Annotated in this window: 14 protein-coding genes and 1 riboswitch; of the genes, 9 read left to right on the top strand and 5 right to left on the bottom strand. The window is 39.9% G+C overall.

Annotated elements, in window-relative coordinates; all coding sequences use genetic code 11:
• Nucleotides 1-165: 165 nt before the first annotated feature.
• Nucleotides 166-357 carry a helix-turn-helix domain-containing protein gene (locus tag DXC23_RS00595; protein WP_278286541.1) on the bottom strand — a complete coding sequence of 64 codons (192 nt, stop codon included), beginning with the start codon at nucleotides 355-357 and terminating at the stop codon, nucleotides 166-168.
• Between the two features lie 124 nt (nucleotides 358-481).
• Nucleotides 482-889 (bottom strand): BlaI/MecI/CopY family transcriptional regulator, encoded by a 408-nt coding sequence (locus tag DXC23_RS00590; protein ID WP_117704279.1) that lies wholly within the window; start codon nucleotides 887-889, stop codon nucleotides 482-484.
• 315 nt (nucleotides 890-1,204) lie between these two features.
• Between DXC23_RS00590 and ybaK the strand changes: the two genes are divergently transcribed.
• The 3 genes from ybaK to DXC23_RS00575 all read left to right on the top strand — a co-directional run bounded on the left by ybaK (nucleotide 1,205) and on the right by DXC23_RS00575 (nucleotide 6,504).
• The gene (ybaK, locus tag DXC23_RS00585) at nucleotides 1,205-1,681 is read left to right on the top strand and encodes a Cys-tRNA(Pro) deacylase (protein ID WP_117704278.1); all 477 of its coding nucleotides are present in this window, start codon (nucleotides 1,205-1,207) and stop codon (nucleotides 1,679-1,681) included.
• A 113-nt stretch (nucleotides 1,682-1,794) separates the two neighbouring features.
• The gene (locus DXC23_RS00580) at nucleotides 1,795-2,406 is read left to right on the top strand and encodes a TetR family transcriptional regulator (RefSeq protein ID WP_117704277.1); all 612 of its coding nucleotides are present in this window, start codon (nucleotides 1,795-1,797) and stop codon (nucleotides 2,404-2,406) included.
• A 51-nt stretch (nucleotides 2,407-2,457) separates the two neighbouring features.
• Complete coding sequence (locus tag DXC23_RS00575; protein ID WP_117704276.1) at nucleotides 2,458-6,504, top strand: efflux RND transporter permease subunit; 4,047 nt, start codon at nucleotides 2,458-2,460, stop codon at nucleotides 6,502-6,504.
• A gap of 84 nt (nucleotides 6,505-6,588) precedes the next feature.
• On the opposite strand, the gene DXC23_RS00570 is transcribed toward DXC23_RS00575, so the two are convergent.
• Nucleotides 6,589-7,122, bottom strand: a complete 534-nt coding sequence (locus tag DXC23_RS00570; RefSeq protein WP_117704275.1) for a nitroreductase family protein — start codon at nucleotides 7,120-7,122, stop codon at nucleotides 6,589-6,591.
• A gap of 182 nt (nucleotides 7,123-7,304) precedes the next feature.
• Here DXC23_RS00570 and DXC23_RS00565 point away from each other — a divergent pair, with 182 nt between their 5' ends.
• The 6 genes from DXC23_RS00565 (at nucleotide 7,305) to groL (ending at nucleotide 14,287) form a co-directional block, all read left to right on the top strand.
• Nucleotides 7,305-8,360 (top strand): glycoside hydrolase family 25 protein, encoded by a 1,056-nt coding sequence (locus DXC23_RS00565; protein ID WP_117704274.1) that lies wholly within the window; start codon nucleotides 7,305-7,307, stop codon nucleotides 8,358-8,360.
• Between the two features lie 737 nt (nucleotides 8,361-9,097).
• Nucleotides 9,098-9,400 (top strand): anaerobic ribonucleoside-triphosphate reductase, encoded by a 303-nt coding sequence (nrdD, locus tag DXC23_RS00560; RefSeq protein ID WP_117704273.1) that lies wholly within the window; start codon nucleotides 9,098-9,100, stop codon nucleotides 9,398-9,400.
• A gap of 98 nt (nucleotides 9,401-9,498) precedes the next feature.
• Nucleotides 9,499-9,596, top strand: a riboswitch (SAM riboswitch).
• Nucleotides 9,597-9,650: 54 nt separating this feature from the next.
• Nucleotides 9,651-10,835, top strand: a complete 1,185-nt coding sequence (gene metK / locus DXC23_RS00555) for a methionine adenosyltransferase (RefSeq protein ID WP_117704272.1) — start codon at nucleotides 9,651-9,653, stop codon at nucleotides 10,833-10,835.
• Between the two features lie 184 nt (nucleotides 10,836-11,019).
• Nucleotides 11,020-12,147, top strand: a complete 1,128-nt coding sequence (locus DXC23_RS00550) for an Mbeg1-like protein (RefSeq protein WP_117704271.1) — start codon at nucleotides 11,020-11,022, stop codon at nucleotides 12,145-12,147.
• 190 nt (nucleotides 12,148-12,337) lie between these two features.
• The gene (locus DXC23_RS00545) at nucleotides 12,338-12,622 is read left to right on the top strand and encodes a co-chaperone GroES (RefSeq protein ID WP_022235482.1); all 285 of its coding nucleotides are present in this window, start codon (nucleotides 12,338-12,340) and stop codon (nucleotides 12,620-12,622) included.
• A 36-nt stretch (nucleotides 12,623-12,658) separates the two neighbouring features.
• Nucleotides 12,659-14,287, top strand: coding sequence for a chaperonin GroEL (gene groL / locus DXC23_RS00540; RefSeq protein WP_117704270.1), 1,629 nt, complete (start codon nucleotides 12,659-12,661; stop codon nucleotides 14,285-14,287).
• 204 nt (nucleotides 14,288-14,491) lie between these two features.
• Here groL and DXC23_RS00535 read toward each other — a convergent pair whose 3' ends face one another.
• Nucleotides 14,492-14,986 carry a methylated-DNA--[protein]-cysteine S-methyltransferase gene (locus DXC23_RS00535; RefSeq protein WP_117704269.1) on the bottom strand — a complete coding sequence of 165 codons (495 nt, stop codon included), beginning with the start codon at nucleotides 14,984-14,986 and terminating at the stop codon, nucleotides 14,492-14,494.
• Nucleotides 14,987-15,033: 47 nt separating this feature from the next.
• Entirely contained in the window at nucleotides 15,034-15,972 is a 939-nt protein-coding gene (locus DXC23_RS00530) for an alpha/beta hydrolase (RefSeq protein WP_117704268.1), read from the bottom strand.
• Nucleotides 15,973-16,047: the final 75 nt, after the last annotated feature.

Raw genomic sequence — 16,047 nt, 5'->3', positions numbered from 1 at the left:
CCGTCAGACTGAAACAGTTTGACGGCTGTATTTTTATACTATATTTTACTATACTGGTAAAATTTCGCATTGCTCATCTATGAGTGAGATAAACCGTTCTTTTAGGCTATCTGTAAGCAGTGAGTTTTGGCACATAAACATATCCTGTTCTGAATATATCCATAATCACTCACCCCTTCTCCCCGGGACAGCCTCCATATCAAACATAGACAAGGCGACATTCACCTTATCCATTCTTACGGTTTCTTTGCCCTGCTCAAGCTCTCGTATAAATCTTAATCCCAATCCCGAGCGAACGGCAAATTCCTCTTGAGTCAGTCCTAACTTTTTTCTGTTCTCTTTTACAAATACGGCAATTTTATAATTAATATAGTATTTTATACCTTATCGGGTATAAAATAAAAGCCACCCAAAGGTGACTTTTATTTTTTGCGTTACTTTAATTTTTATTTAGCATTATTTAGCAATTTTACTTATGCTCTTATGCGCTGTAACTCTGACTGTTATTTCCGGATAAAAGCTCCTGCTTGCGCTCGTCAAGCTGACTTTGCATTTTGTCGAGGATTTCGGGGTTCTCTGTATTTGCGATTATCTCGGCAAAAAGGTCGGGAATGTTCTCCTCATTAAAGCCGCTCTGAGAAAAAATACGCTTTACAGAATAAGCGTACTTTGTCATTGTAGGCTCAAAGGTACGGGCATAATTTTTGGTCATCTGCTTTACCCCGACAACCTTAATCATATTCTTGCTCAACAGAGAATTTATCAGCAGGTTTATGTAGCTTTTGCGCCATGTTCTGTCTACCGATTTGCTCACAATCTCGGAGCTTGCAAGCGGCTCGCCCACTTCCCACAATAAACTCATAATCTCTTCTTCGCTTTTTGTCAGCATTGTTAATCATCCTTCCGTAATTTCTTTATATATACCGCAAATTTAGTTAAGCCAGAGCCTTGTGCTTTGGCGATTTTTTAATTAATAATACCCATTTAATGCGAAAAAACGAAAAATATACAATTAAATTTTACATATATTGTACTTTAAAGTAATTATTAAGTCAATATATTTATTATAACATTTGATATTTTTTGAGCAAATATACAGTTTTTATATCATATTACCGCTTATGCTTGACATACTCACAAATGCAAAATAAAATTATAAGTGTATGAATATAAACATAATTAAGGTATTTTATAGGAGGCTGTTATGGCAGAGTTTAAAACCAATGTAATGCGTATTCTTGAAAAAGCAAAAATAAATTATACAGCGCACGAATATCCACACGGCAAAGAGGCAGTTGACGGCGTGAGCGTGGCAAAACTGCTCGGTCAAAATCCCGAATGTGTATTTAAAACACTTGTTACCAAAGGAGTGAACGGCGGATACTTTGTATTTGTAGTGCCTGTTGCCGAGGAATTGGATTTGAAAAAGGCGGCAAAGTCGGTTGGCGAAAAGTCGGTTGAAATGATACATGTTAAGGATATTTTAAAGATTACGGGATATATTCGTGGCGGCTGTTCGCCAATCGGAATGAAAAAACAGTACACCACCGTTTTTCACGAAAGCTGTCTTGAAAACCCGAATATCATAGTCAGCGCAGGCAAAATCGGCTACCAAATTGACCTTGAACCCAAAACTCTGATTGAATTTACGGGCGGAAAATGCGCCGATATTATAAAATAAAAAAATACACAAAACTTTCACATAACATTTATGTTACCTCTATTGACTAAGGTTAGTTGTAATGCTAAAATATGGGTGTATGATAACCTGTCACATATGGAGGTAATAAAGTTATGATTAAAAAAACATTTTACAATCTTCCCTACGAAAAAAGAAAGCGCATCACCGATGCAATTATAAAGGAATTTATGGAGCGCCCGAACGAAAAGGTTTCTATAAACAGGATTATTAAAACCGCTGAAATTTCAAGGGGCAGTTTTTATCAGTATTTTGATGACAAGGTAGATCTGATTGAAATTATAACCAAAACAATGTTTGACCAATCAAGCAGCAAGGCAAAGGAAATTCTAAAGCTGTCTTGCGGAGATTTGTTTGCTATGTATATAAAAATGTTTGACTATTTTGGCAATTACAGCTCTCAAAAGCAAACAATGAAAATTATGCGAAACATTGTAGACAGCTTTAAGGCAAACGATGACCTTGTGAGCGAATATCTGAAAAACCGCTTTAATATGGCACTCACCAACAACGAGATTTACACTATGGTTGACAGACAAAACCTGAAATTTCAGGACAACGACAGCGTAAAGTGTCTTATAGAAATTCTCACTCAGGTGCTGAAAAACGCAATTTTTGATGTTTTTGTTGCAGGCAGTGATCGTGAAGAGGTGCGCTTTCGACTTATAAAGAAGATTGATATAATAAAGCAAGGAGCTGTAAAGTAAAAGGTATTTTTATCTGTAATTTTATGGGAATAATCAAGAAAGAGGTCTAATATGCTACCAAAACTAAGTGTTAAAAAGCCGATGACAATTTTTGTAGCAGTAATCGTAGTAATAGTGTTGGGCATAGTTTCAGTCCTGAAAATGACGCCCGACCTGCTGCCTAATATGGATTTTCCGTACGCAATTATCATCACAACCTACCCCGGACAGACGCCCGAAACCGTTGAATCGGTTGTAACAAAACCGCTTGAGCAGTCTTTGTCTACCATTGACGGCGTTAAAACCATAACCTCAACCTCGTCCGACAACTACTCAATGCTTACCATTGAGTTTAATGACGGCACAGATATGGATACGGCAACGGTGGATTTAAGAGGTAATCTCGACACCATAAAGGACGCTTGGCCTGACGGTGTGGGCAGTCCGTACCTTATGAAAATTAACCCTAATATGATGCCTGTTGCAATGGTTGCGGTTGATTATGACGGCTATGACACAATTCAGATTTCCGACTATGTAAACAACGAACTCAAAAATCAGCTTGAGGGAATTGACGGCGTAGCCTCGGTTTCTACAAAAGGTATAGTTACACAAAAGGAAAATGTAATTATTTCTCAAGAAAAAATTGACGCACTCAACAAGAAAATCAACGATGCGTTAAACGACAAATTCGGCGATGCGGAAAAGAAAATTTCCGATGCAAAAAAAGAATTGCAGGATAATATTTCTAAAGCCGAGCAAGGCAGTGATACTATTGAGCAGTCTATAAATGACCTGAACGCTCAGCAGGCGGAGGTTGCAAAACAGCTTGCCACAGCACAGGGTCAGGCGCAGAGCGGATACACTGAAATTCTCAATGCAAAAATGCAGCTGCTCGACCAACAGCAGTCGCTCACGACCACAAAGCAAACGCTCACGATTGCGTATCAGACCTTAACACAGATTAAAGAAAAGCTAAACGGTTTGCACGATGAAAAGGAACAGCTCTCTCAGCAGGTGGAGTCCTTTGAAAAAATCTACAACGAGTACAAGGACGCACTTGAAAAGCTGGCAAAGCCCGAGCTTACAGATGAACAGCTTGCGCAGGTGAGGGCAATCCTTGCTAAGATAGATGAGGAGCTTGAAAAGTACGGTTTTCCTAAGGAGGAGCTTGAGCAAAGACTTAACAATGCAAAAGCCGCCCTTGAAAATGTTGACAAGGCTATTACACAGACCATTGAAACACTAAAGGGACTCGACACCACAGAGGAAAAACTTGACGATACAATTAAGGATATAGCCGACAAAATCTCTCAGATAGACGGCGGCATTGCTCAGATTGCAGCCGCTGTAAAGGGACTTGACGATAATACGGTTACGGTAAATCAGGCGCTCTCCGAGGTTGAAAAACAGCAGTCGCTTGCGGCTTATCAGTTATCGGGAGGACTTTCAACACTTAATACAAAGCAGAGCGAGGTAAACTCCGCTTTAACTCAGCTCAATTCCGCACAGGAAGAATTAAAGACAGCGAGTGACGAGCTTTCAGACCAAAAGGATAAGGCTAAGAAAGCCGCCGATATGACAAACACTGTTACAATCAGCAATGTTTCAAACATACTTACGGCGCAGAACTTCTCTATGCCGGCAGGCTATGTAACCGATGATGAAAACATTAAATACCTTGTGCGTGTGGGTGATAAAATTGACGGCGACAAGGAAATGCAGTCGCTTTCACTTTTTGACACAGGCATAGACGGCATTGGAGTTGTAAAGCTGAGTGATGTTGCCGATGTATTTGTTGCCGATGATTCGGACGAAGTCTTTACAAAAATCAACGGCAACTCAGGCGTGGTATTCAGCTTTTCAAAGCAAAGTGATGTGGCTACGGCTACTGTTTCCGACAACATAGCCAAAAAGCTCGATTCACTTATGCAGGAAAACAAAGGCTTGCACTTCACCACTCTTATGGATCAGGGCGACTACATACATATTATAATTAACAGCGTACTACAAAATCTTCTTATGGGTGCGGTGCTTGCAATTATAATTCTCTATCTTTTCTTAAGAGATATTAAGCCGACAATTATTGTAGCGTTCTCAATTCCTATAAGTGTTGTTTTTGCGCTTGTGCTAATGTATTTCAGCGGTGTTACGCTCAATATGATTTCACTGTCGGGACTTGCAATAGGCGTTGGTATGCTTGTTGATAACTCGGTTGTAGTTATCGAAAATATTTACCGACTGCGCAACCTCGGCGTACCGCCAATTAAAGCGGCGCTCAACGGCGCTAAGCAGGTAGCCGGTGCAATCGCATCTTCTACACTCACCACAATATGCGTGTTCTTCCCTATCGTATTTATTGAGGGACTTACCCGTCAGATATTTATGGATATGGCGCTTACTATCACCTATTCCCTGCTCGCAAGCCTTATAGTTGCGCTTACCCTTGTGCCTGCACTCGGACAGCGTATGCTCAAAAAGGTTAAGCCTGTAAAGCATGGCTTGTTTGATAAAATGCTCGGCGGTTACGAAAAATCCATCCGCTTTGTATTAAAGCACAGAGCTATTGCGCTTATTGCGGCTGTTGTACTTTTGTTTGGCAGTATGTTCGGCGCATTGGCAAGAGGATTCAGCTTTATGCCTGCTATGGCAAGCACAGAGCTTTCGGTAACGGTTAAGCTTGATGATTCGGCTACTATGGACGATACCATTGATGCCGCACAAAACCTGCTTGACACGCTTTTAAAATACGATGACTTTGAAACGGTCGGCGTTATGACAGGCTCAACCACAAGCCTTATGGGACTTACAGGCTCAGTATCTTCATCGGATTCTGACAAAGGCTCGGTTATGGCTTATGCCGTATTTAAAGACGACAAGGTTAAAAACAGCGAAAAAATCAGCAAAGAAATTGAAACCGCACTTGAACATATCGGTGGAGATGTTATGGTAAGCGGAAGTTCGTCTTCAAGCTCAATGTCAACATTGCTCGGCAGTGACGGAGTGTCTATCAAGCTCTACGGCGATGACCTCAAAACACTGCAAACAACCGCTAAAGATATGGCTGAAAAACTCGCAACAGTTGACGGCATTGACGAAACCGACAGCGGTATAGGCGCTACTTCGGGTGAAATAAAGGTAACGGTTGACAAAACAAAGGCGGCTAAAAAATCGCTTACGGTCGCACAGGTTTATCAGCAGATTGCCGCCGCAATCACTTCAGAATCGACTGCATCTTCAACTCTTACAAACGACGGAAAAAAACTTGATGTGGTTGTTATAAAAGATGAAAACAATGATGTTACAAAGGCGAATATAAAGGATATTAAGCTCACCTACACTGACAAAGAGGGTAACGAAAAGACCACAAAGCTCTCGGAGGTGGCTGATATTTCAGATTCCGAGTCAATGAATTCAATCACAAGAAGTGACCAAAAAAGATACCTTACAATCAGCGGCACTCTTAAAGAAGGGTACACAAACACCGATGTATCTAACAAGGCAAAGGCTCTATTTGATGATTACAAGCTGCCTGACGGATGCAGTATTGAATACTCAGGCTCAAACGAAAGCACAATGGAGGCTGTAAAACAGATGCTCCTCATGATGCTTTTAGGCGTAATTCTTATTTACCTTATTATGGTTGCTCAATTCCAGAGCCTTAAGTCACCGTTTATCATTATGTTTACAATTCCGCTTGCGTTTACGGGCGGTTTCCTCGGATTGCTTATCACAGGCTTTGATGTAAGCGTTGTAGCGCTGCTCGGCTTTGTAATGCTCTGCGGTATTATTGTAAACAACGGTATTGTGCTTGTTGACTACATTAACAACCTGCGACTTGAGGGCAAGGAAAGACGAGAAGCTATTGTTGAAGCAGGCAAAACAAGAATGCGTCCTATCCTCATTACAGCTATCACCACAATTTTAGGACTTTCCACAATGGCACTCGGCATTGGTACAGGTTCAGAAATTATGCAGCCTATCGCAATAGTATGTATCGGCGGTTTGCTTTACGCTACCGTAATGACGCTCTATATCGTTCCTGTTATTTACGATATTTTAAGCAAAAAAGAACTTCGCAAAGTAAACGAAAGCGACCTTGAGGAGATAGATATTTAATTTCAAACACAAAAATTCCTGTATGGCAAAAGCTATACAGGAATTTTTTATAATTATAAAACTATTTAATTTTCACTTTCAGAATTAAAAGAACTTTGCGATATCGTCAATTTCTTTTCTCTTTGGCATAGCAGGCTCGGCGTTGCTGTAACCCACACCGATTACGCTCACTACTGCCTCGGTTTCGGGAATACCTAAAATTTTCTTTATCTTTTCGTTATCTCTTATTCCCATTACAAGGGTTGAAAGTCCAAGCTCGGTAGCCTTGAGCAAAAGGTTCATACTCTGCAAGCCGCAGTCATAAAACCCCCAGCCGTTTCCAAGCTCGTTAGTAGGAGTGCCGTCCTTTTCATAGCCCGAGCGGTTAAGAACGATTGCGGTAACGATAAGCGCAGGTGCGTCTGCCATATTCTTCTGATTATATGGCGACAATGCGTTCTTTACCTCGGCGAGCTTTTCCTCACCTGTTACAACATAGTAGCGTGACACCTGAGAATTTTTCCATGACGGTGCAAGCTGAGCCGCTGAAATTACTTCTCTTAACTTTTCCTGCTCCACAGGCTTATTTATGTATTCTCTCACACTTCTGCGAGTATGCATTACCTTTGATAATTCCATTGCAATACCTCCGATTGGTTTTATTAGGCTAATATTATCATAATTAAAAAATTTTTACAAGAAAATTGCGCTAATTTCTGCAACTTTTCAAATATAAGAACTGTATATGAAAGCCTTAACCTTTATATATTTTCTTAATATTATACTAAGGCGAGGCTTATTATATTTGAAAGGAAGATTTTATGGCAAAAGTAACTTGTGTTGATATTTCGGAATTTCAGCAGAATATCGACTTCAACAAAATGAAAAATGACGGTATAAAAGCGGTCATAATAAGGGCAGGATATGGCAGAGAGGCAAGTCAGAAAGACAATATGTTTGAAAGCCATTTTAGAAATGCAAAAAACGCAAATTTAAAAATCGGAGTGTATTGGTACAGCTATGCCGACAGCGTTAGTGATGCTGAAAAAGAGGCAAAGGCTTGCCTTGAGTGCATTAAAAACAAAAGCATTGATATGCCGATTTATTATGATTTAGAGGACTCCTCACAAATCAAACTCGGCAAAACAAAGCTAACGGAAATTGCGGAAAAATTCTGCGAAACAATTAAGAGAAGCAATTACAAGGCAGGCGTGTATGCAAACTTAAATTGGTTTAACAACTATCTTGATTACGATAAGTTAAAATCAAAATATAGTATTTGGCTTGCTCAATATAATTCTGTAAATGAATTAAGTTGTGACATTTGGCAGAACAGCTCGACAGGCAAAATCAACGGCTACGGCAGAAATATAGATACGAATATAATTTTTAACGAAAGTGTATTTGATAAGTCAAAAGATGAGCCTGAAAAGGAAAAAGCAAACATACCCGATATTTTTTACAAGGTGCGCTGTAACGGAGTTTGGCTGCCGGAGGTGAAAAATCTTGAGGACTATGCAGGAATTAAGGGCAGAGCGATTACTGATATTGCCATTAGGGTAAGCGTTGGCAAGGTGTGGTATCAGGCGCACACAAAAAGCGGATGGCTGCCAAAGGTGAGCGGATATGATATTGACGATTACGAAAACGGTTATGCAGGCAACGGAAGTAAAATTGATGCAATAAGGGTGTACTATACAACACCGCAAAGCCTCGCAAATTCACTTGGAAAATACCTTGTGGCAAAATACAGAGTATCGGCAACGGGCAATGAATACTTTGATTGGCAGCACGATGATCAGACAACGAATAATCAGGACGGCTACGCAGGACTTTTTGGAAACAGCATAGACCGAGTTTTATTAGTACTCGAATAATTAAAAGGCGGTGGAAACATCGCCTTATTTGCTTGAAATAAAATTTTTTGTGCTAAAATATGATATATAATTACAAAATCAGGTGAAATAAAATGCTTATAAATTTTATCGGGGGTATGCATATGATAAAAGATTTTGAAATAAAAATGTGGGAATCGGCAAAAGCTAATGACAGCAAAGGATTTTTGGAGGTTGTTGACTAAAATGCAGTTATGGTATGCGGCGGATACCGTTGTACGGGTAAGTAATATGCCGATATTTTAAAAATATTTGACTGCAAAAATTATGAAATCACGGATTTTGAAATTGTTGCGGAGAACAATAATTTTATTCAGGTACATTATATAATTAAAACAGAAGTCAACAATGAAGAAAGCAAAGACCTTGCAGGTAAATTTCATATTACATCCACTTGGGTAAAAAATAACGAAAAGCCGAAACTTGTTTTTAATATAGATTCAAGAATTTTTGATTAAAATAAATTTCTTTGAAATTAAAATAATAAAAATTGTTATTTGAGGGCAAAACTTTTGTCCTTTTTGCTTTTATATATTTGTCAACTGTAATTTTCACCAAAAATAGAGTATATTATTTGTGCGAATAATTCCTATTTTGATATTGCATACAACAAGATGTTGTGCTATAATAGATTTACTCTACAAGATATATGCTTTTAAAGAATTAAAAGTTACATTATACATTAAAGAGGATTATGAAATTACGAAAGGGAAGGATTTATTATGACAGTAAATGTAAAGGGCGGAAAGCTCAGCAAAAAGGAAATTGACGCTTACACAACACAGCTTCGAGAGGCTAATCCTGATAAATATATCAAGAATGTTGAACTCACAGTTGACGGCGACTATGTAGATGTTAAGTATGACTATGATTCTGTTCCGTTTGAAAGAATCCGCAGAATTACAGGCTACCTTGTAGGTACTGTTGACCGCTTTAACAACGCAAAGCGTGCCGAGGTTGAAGACAGAGTAAAGCACAGCGTACCTTGTACAGAATGTTGCTCTGTTGATGAAATCGCATAATTTTTTTGTTTGATTATCCGATTTTACAATATTCCTGTTATTTCTTGTTGACTTTTGTCGATGAGGCAGTATATAATTAAACCAATAAGTTAATATTTATCTTATCAAGAGCGACTGAGGGAACAGGCCCTATGAAGTCCGGCAACCTGCTTTTTGCAAGGTGCCAAGTCCTGCGGTATTTACCGAAAGATGAGTTTTAAAAGCACCTTTCGGCTGAAGGGTGCTTATTTTTTTGCAAAGGAGAATTTTAATGGCAAAACATTTTTTCACTTCTGAATCAGTAACAGAAGGACATCCGGATAAAGTATGCGATCAGATTTCTGACGCTGTTCTTGACGCTATTCTCGAACAGGATAAAAACGCTCATGTTGCCTGCGAGGTAACCGCTACAACAGGTGTAGTTCATGTTATGGGCGAAATTTCTACAGACTGCTATGTTGACATTGCAAGTATCGCAAGAGATGTAATAAACGACATTGGCTACGATAATCAGGACTGCGGTTTTAACGGCAAAACTTGTGCTGTACTCACTTCTATTGACCAGCAGAGCCCTGATATTGCAATGGGCGTAAACGAAAGCTACGAGCTTAAAGACGGCGAAAATGACGCTAACAATCAGATTGGTGCCGGCGACCAGGGTATGATGTTCGGCTACGCTTGCAACGAAACCAAAGAGCTTATGCCGCTTGCTATCTCACTTGCTCACAAGCTTGCAAAACAGCTTACAGCGGTAAGAAAAGACGGTACTCTCTCCTACCTTCGTCCTGACGGCAAAACTCAGGTTACCGTTGAGTATGAGGGCGACACACCTGTAAGAGTTGACACTGTTGTAGTTTCCACTCAGCACGATGAAAAGGTTACACTTGAGCAGATTAGAAAAGATATGGTAGAGTATGTGGTAAAGCCAATTATCCCTGCCGAGCTTTTAGATGAAAATACAAAGTATTTCATTAACCCGACAGGCAGATTTGTAATCGGCGGCCCTGTCGGCGATTCAGGTCTTACAGGCAGAAAGATTATTGTTGACACCTACGGCGGATTTTCTCGTCACGGCGGCGGTGCATTCAGCGGTAAAGACCCGACAAAGGTTGACAGAAGTGCTGCTTACTATGCAAGATACATTGCAAAGAATATTGTTGCGGCAGGTCTTGCCGATAAGTGCGAGGTTCAGCTTGCATATGCAATCGGCGTTGCAAAGCCTGTTTCTATTATGGTTGACGCTTTCGGTTCATCAAGCTACACCAACGAACAGCTTTCAGACGCAGTAGAAAAGGTGTTTGACTGCCGTCCTAACTCAATCATCGAGCAGTTAAAGCTCAAGGAAACAAAGTATCGTCCGCTCGCCGCATATGGTCATATGGGCAGAGAGGAACTCGGCGTTGCTTGGGAAAAGACAGACAAGGCTCAGGAGCTTGTAAAGGCAATTAACGAATAATTTTTATAAATTAAGCAAATTCTACATTGTGATGACCACAAAGTTAGACTTGAGAGCGTAGCGGTTAAAGCCGTTACGCTTTTTTGTTATTCTGATAAAGTTTTTTATATGAATTTTTGGTGAAAAATATTGCATTATTATTAAGCTATATGTTAAAATTTGGTATTACATACGGAGGTGGGTTATGAATAATCTTGCTAATTATATAAAATGGCGTGGAGATTTAGGGTTTGATATATCACCGTTAAACGAGGTTGACGCAATTATTTTTTCTGAGCTTGTTTATCTTGATTTTTCGGGCTATACAGAAAAAACATCGCTCCCTCTTTATAAAATAAATAACCTTTATATAAAAGATAAACGAGAGCAAAACTTTTATAATATGGCGGCAAAAGATATTGTAAAACTTTTGGCTCAGTCGGGCAGCAGCGACAGATTTAAAAACATAGCCGTATCGGATTATGCCGCATATGACTGCGACGATAACCCGATGCAGTTCGGCGCTTGCACATTTAAGTTTGATTCCGACAAAATTTTTGTGGCTTTTCGTGGCACTGACAATACGCTAACCGGTTGGAAAGAGGATTGTATGATTGCGGTAAGCGACAACATACCCTCTCAGCTTAATGCCGCCGCATATCTGAATATGGTGGCTAATAAATATAGTGATTGCGAAATATATATCGGCGGTCACTCCAAGGGCGGAAACCTTGCAATTTATGCGGCTGTAAATGCTTTTGCCGAAATAAAAGACAGAATTAAAGCCGTATATAATAATGACGGCCCTGGGTTTTCAAAGGAATTTATAGAAAGTGCGCAGTACAAAGAAATTTCAGACCGAATAAATACTTTCGTTCCGCAATCGTCATTTGTAGGTATGCTGCTTGAGCATGACGAGGACTACATAATTGTAAAAAGCGCAAATCACTCATTTTGGCAGCACGATGCCTTTAGCTGGAGGGTGGTGGGCAACCACTTTATTCACCTTGACGAGGATACAAAAAGTATTCGCTTTGCCGAAAAAAATATGAAAGAGCTGATTAACGGACTTACCAACGAGCAAAAGAAGCAGATTATAGACTCGGCTTTTGAAATTATGGCAGAGGGCGGAAAAATAACCTTTGAGGACATACGCAAGGCAGGAATTAAAAATATTCCCGATATGATAAAAGCCTTTAATAAAATAGACGACAATTCAAAAAAGGCGCTTACAGATGGCATTACTCTGCTTGCAAAGCTGTCTATTAAAAACGGATACGAAATTAACAAACATGAATCTAAGTCTAAATCTAAAGAAACAGGCATAGTTTAAGTGCTTTTTATTCTATAAATGAATTATAATGCAGTGGTAAACATAATTTTTTAATTGTTTATAAATTAAAGGTCAAATTTAGTCAAATTTCTCTTGACATTTCCTGAAAAAGGTATAAAATATAATTAGCACTCAGGGATACAGAGTGCTAATTGAAATAACACATTAACTTTTTAGGAGGATTTATATTATGAGTATTAAACCATTACTTGACAGAGTAGTATTGCAGGTTGAAGAGGCCGAAGAAAAAACAAAGAGCGGTATCATTCTTTCATCTGCCGCACAGGAAAAGCCACAGTTTGCAAGAGTAGTTGCAGTTGGCCCCGGCGGAGTTGTTGACGGCAACGAAGTTAAGATGTATGTAAATGTTGGCGATAAGGTAATCGCAAGCAAGTACGCAGGCACAGAAGTTAAGATTGACGGTGAGGAATACACAATCGTTCGTCAGTCAGATATTCTTGCAACAGTTGAATAATTATTTTGATTTGATATATTTTGGAGGTAATTTATTATGGCTAAACAAATTGCTTATGGTGAAGAGGCAAGAAAATCTCTTATGAGAGGTATTGACCAGCTTGCTGATACAGTTAAAATCACACTTGGCCCTAAGGGCAGAAATGTTGTACTTGACAAAAAGTACGGTGCTCCGCTCATCACAAACGATGGCGTAACAATCGCTAAGGAAATTGAGCTTGACGACCCATTTGAGAATATGGGTGCTCAGCTTGTTAAGGAAGTTTCTATCAAGACAAATGATGTAGCAGGTGACGGTACAACAACTGCTACTCTCCTTGCTCAGGCTCTTATCAGAGAGGGTATGAAGAATGTAACAGCAGGCGCAAACCCAATGGTGCTTAAAAAGGGTATTGCAGACGCTATTAATGTTGCTGTAAAGGCTGTATCTGACAACAGCAAGCAGGTATCGGGTTCAGACGATATTGCAAGAGTTGCAACAGTATCTTCACAGGACGAGTTCATCGGTAAGCTCATTGCCGAGGCTATGGAAAAGGTTACAACAGACGGCGTTATCACAGTTGAGGAGTCAAAGACAGCTGAAACATACAGCGAAGTTGTTGAAGGTATGATGTTTGACAGAGGCTACATTGCTCCGTATATGGTAACAGATACCGACAAAATGGTAGCTGAACTTGACAATCCATTCATTCTTATTACAGATAAGAAGATTTCAAATACACAGGAAATTCTCCCTATTCTTGAGCAGATTGTTCAGTCAGGCAGAAAGCTCCTTATCATTGCCGAAGATGTAGAGGGCGAGGCTCTTACAACTCTCGTACTCAACAAGTTGAGAGGTACATTTACTTGTGTTGCAGTTAAGGCTCCGGGCTTTGGCGACAGAAGAAAGGAAATGTTACAGGATATTGCTACTCTTACAGGCGGTACAGTTATTACATCTGACTTAGGTCTTGAGCTTAAAGATACAACAATGGATCAGCTTGGTACTGCTCGTCAGGTAAAGGTTGAGAAAGAGAACACAATTATCGTTGACGGCGCAGGCGACAAGGACGCTATCAAGGGCAGAGTTGCTCAGATTCGTCAGCAGATTGAAACTACAACATCTGACTTTGACCGTGAAAAGCTCCAGGAGCGTCTTGCAAAGCTCGCAGGCGGCGTTGCAGTAATCAAAGTCGGTGCCGCTACCGAAGTTGAAATGAAAGAAAAGAAACTCAGAATTGAGGACGCACTTGCTGCTACAAAGGCTGCTGTTGAAGAAGGCATTGTTGCAGGCGGCGGTATTGCTTGTATGAACGCTATCCCGGCTGTATCTGCTTTTGTTGATACACTTGAGGGTGACGCTAAGACAGGCGCTAAGATTGTTCTCAAGGCTCTTGAAGAACCACTCCGTCAGATTGCTGCAAACGCAGGTCTTGAGGGCAGCGTAATCTGCGAGAACATTAAGAAGGCTAACAAGGTTGGCTATGGCTTTAACGCTCTTACAGAGGAATATACAGATATGATCGAGGCAGGTATTGTTGACCCAACAAAGGTAACTCGTTCAGCACTTCAGAACGCATCTTCTGTTGCTGCAATGGTACTCACAACAGAGTCACTCGTTGCCGACATTAAAGAGCCGGCAGCTCCTGCTGCACCTGCTGCACCTGATATGGGCGGTATGTACTAATTTAATACTCCTTATAAAATCCCATAAAAATATATCTGCCACACCAAAAAGGTGTGGCAGATTTTTTTAGTCGATTATTTGTTAAATTATGGATTAGCACACAAAGTTTAGCTTAATAAAGGTCAAACTTTTAATTTCAGAACGAAAAGTTTGACTGTTGCTTTGTTGCCCGACCGATAATTCACTAAACCGCATTTCTGACATTTACAAAGCATTTTCAATTTTTAAAAGTTTTTCTTTAATATCCACTCCGCCTGCATAGCCTGTAAGACTTCCGTTCTTACCCATTACCCTATGGCAGGGAACTATAATTGAAATCGGATTATGCCCTACCGCTCCGCCTATGGCTTGCGCCGACATATTCTCCGCTCCCCTTTTTTTCGCCATAATATCTGCAATTCCTCCGTATGTTATTACACTGCCATACGGAATTGCAAGCAGAATTTTCCACACTTCATTGCGAAACTGAGTTGACGATAAATATAACGGCGGTGTAAAGTTCGGGTTTTGTCCGCTGAAATAAACATCAAGCCATTTAGCCGTCTGCTCAAAAACAGGCAGGCTTTTTTGTTTATATTCTCCGTTAAGTGTAGAACCAAAATATTTTTGTCCTTCAAACCACAAGCCTATCAGCTCGTTACCGTTACTCGCCAAAGTGATTTTGCCGAGCGGTGAACTGTAATAATTTATGTACTGCATAATTTCTCCCTAAGCCGACAAGTAGGATTTTATTCCCTATTTGTCGGCTATTTGCTTATTTTTTCTATAAATGTAAGTATTCGCCTTTCGTAGCCTTTTTTATCAATATAATGCGACTCGGCGTGTTCCGACTCTCTTACTATAAAAAGCTCCTTATACGCCTTACAGTGGGAATAATTTTTCATTGTCATCCATAGCGGAACAAACTCATCATTCTCTCCATGAATAAACAAAATCGGAATATCAGACCTCGCAATTTCAGCCGTTGTATTCACATCTTTATATCCATAGCCTGCACGAATTTTTGACATTATATTTGTAAGATAAATAATCGGGAATTTGGGCAGGTGATAATCTCTTTTGAGCACATATTCAAAGATTTCATATACACTTGTAAAGCCGCAATCCGCAATAATTCCACGCACATTTTTAGGCATAATACTGCTTGCCATAAGCACAGTTGCCGCACCCATTGAAATGCCATGCAAAAAAACCTGTACATTGCTGCCAAAGCGATTTATAACATATTTTACCCAATTACGCAAATCAAAGCGGTCAAGCACACCAAATCCAACATACTTGCCCTCACTCTGTCCATGCGCCCTGTTATCTACAAGCAGAACATTGTATCCGTTTTTATAATAGGCTTGTGCAAGGCTCGCAAAATCCTTTTTACCGCTCCCTGTAAAGCCATGAACACAAATCACGATTTTATCGGAATAATTTTCGAGCAATGCACCGTATAACCTGAGTCCGTCAAAGGACTTTATATAAACATTAATATACGGCATACCTTCAAGCCAGCGCCTGCCCTCTTTTGCTATCGGATAATGTCTGTACCAGCTTGCAACGGCGTCTATATCCTTTTGAGAACTGCTCTTTTTCTGCCTGTAAATAATTATTTTAAACAGATATTCAGATACAAACACACTGCAAACAATAAGCAATACCGCAAAAAGCAGTATGCCGACTAAAATTTCACGCATGGCAATTCCCCATTTCCGCCGAACATTATGACTGTTAATAGTATATCCGTACGGTCGGGATTTTAGTATAAATTC

Source organism: Eubacterium sp. OM08-24, assembly GCF_003438075.1.
Taxonomy (GTDB): Bacteria; Bacillota; Clostridia; order Oscillospirales; family Acutalibacteraceae; genus Ruminococcoides.
The sequence above is the reverse complement of the archived record's forward strand: the minus strand, read 5'-3'. Positions and strand labels throughout refer to the sequence as shown.

Excerpts from the sequence above, each read along its gene's own strand:
- DXC23_RS00580 (WP_117704277.1), top strand. The coding sequence starts at position 1,795 with ATGATTAAAAAAACATTTTACAATCTTCCCTACGAAAAAAGAAAGCGC.
- DXC23_RS00570 (WP_117704275.1), bottom strand. The coding sequence starts at position 7,122 with ATGGAATTATCAAAGGTAATGCATACTCGCAGAAGTGTGAGAGAATAC.
- DXC23_RS00590 (WP_117704279.1), bottom strand. The coding sequence starts at position 889 with ATGCTGACAAAAAGCGAAGAAGAGATTATGAGTTTATTGTGGGAAGTG.
- DXC23_RS00530 (WP_117704268.1), bottom strand. The coding sequence starts at position 15,972 with ATGCGTGAAATTTTAGTCGGCATACTGCTTTTTGCGGTATTGCTTATT.
- metK (WP_117704272.1), top strand. The coding sequence starts at position 9,651 with ATGGCAAAACATTTTTTCACTTCTGAATCAGTAACAGAAGGACATCCG.
- DXC23_RS00565 (WP_117704274.1), top strand. The coding sequence starts at position 7,305 with ATGGCAAAAGTAACTTGTGTTGATATTTCGGAATTTCAGCAGAATATC.
- DXC23_RS00575 (WP_117704276.1), top strand. The coding sequence starts at position 2,458 with ATGCTACCAAAACTAAGTGTTAAAAAGCCGATGACAATTTTTGTAGCA.
- DXC23_RS00550 (WP_117704271.1), top strand. The coding sequence starts at position 11,020 with ATGAATAATCTTGCTAATTATATAAAATGGCGTGGAGATTTAGGGTTT.
- groL (WP_117704270.1), top strand. The coding sequence starts at position 12,659 with ATGGCTAAACAAATTGCTTATGGTGAAGAGGCAAGAAAATCTCTTATG.
- ybaK (WP_117704278.1), top strand. The coding sequence starts at position 1,205 with ATGGCAGAGTTTAAAACCAATGTAATGCGTATTCTTGAAAAAGCAAAA.
- DXC23_RS00545 (WP_022235482.1), top strand. The coding sequence starts at position 12,338 with ATGAGTATTAAACCATTACTTGACAGAGTAGTATTGCAGGTTGAAGAG.
- DXC23_RS00535 (WP_117704269.1), bottom strand. The coding sequence starts at position 14,986 with ATGCAGTACATAAATTATTACAGTTCACCGCTCGGCAAAATCACTTTG.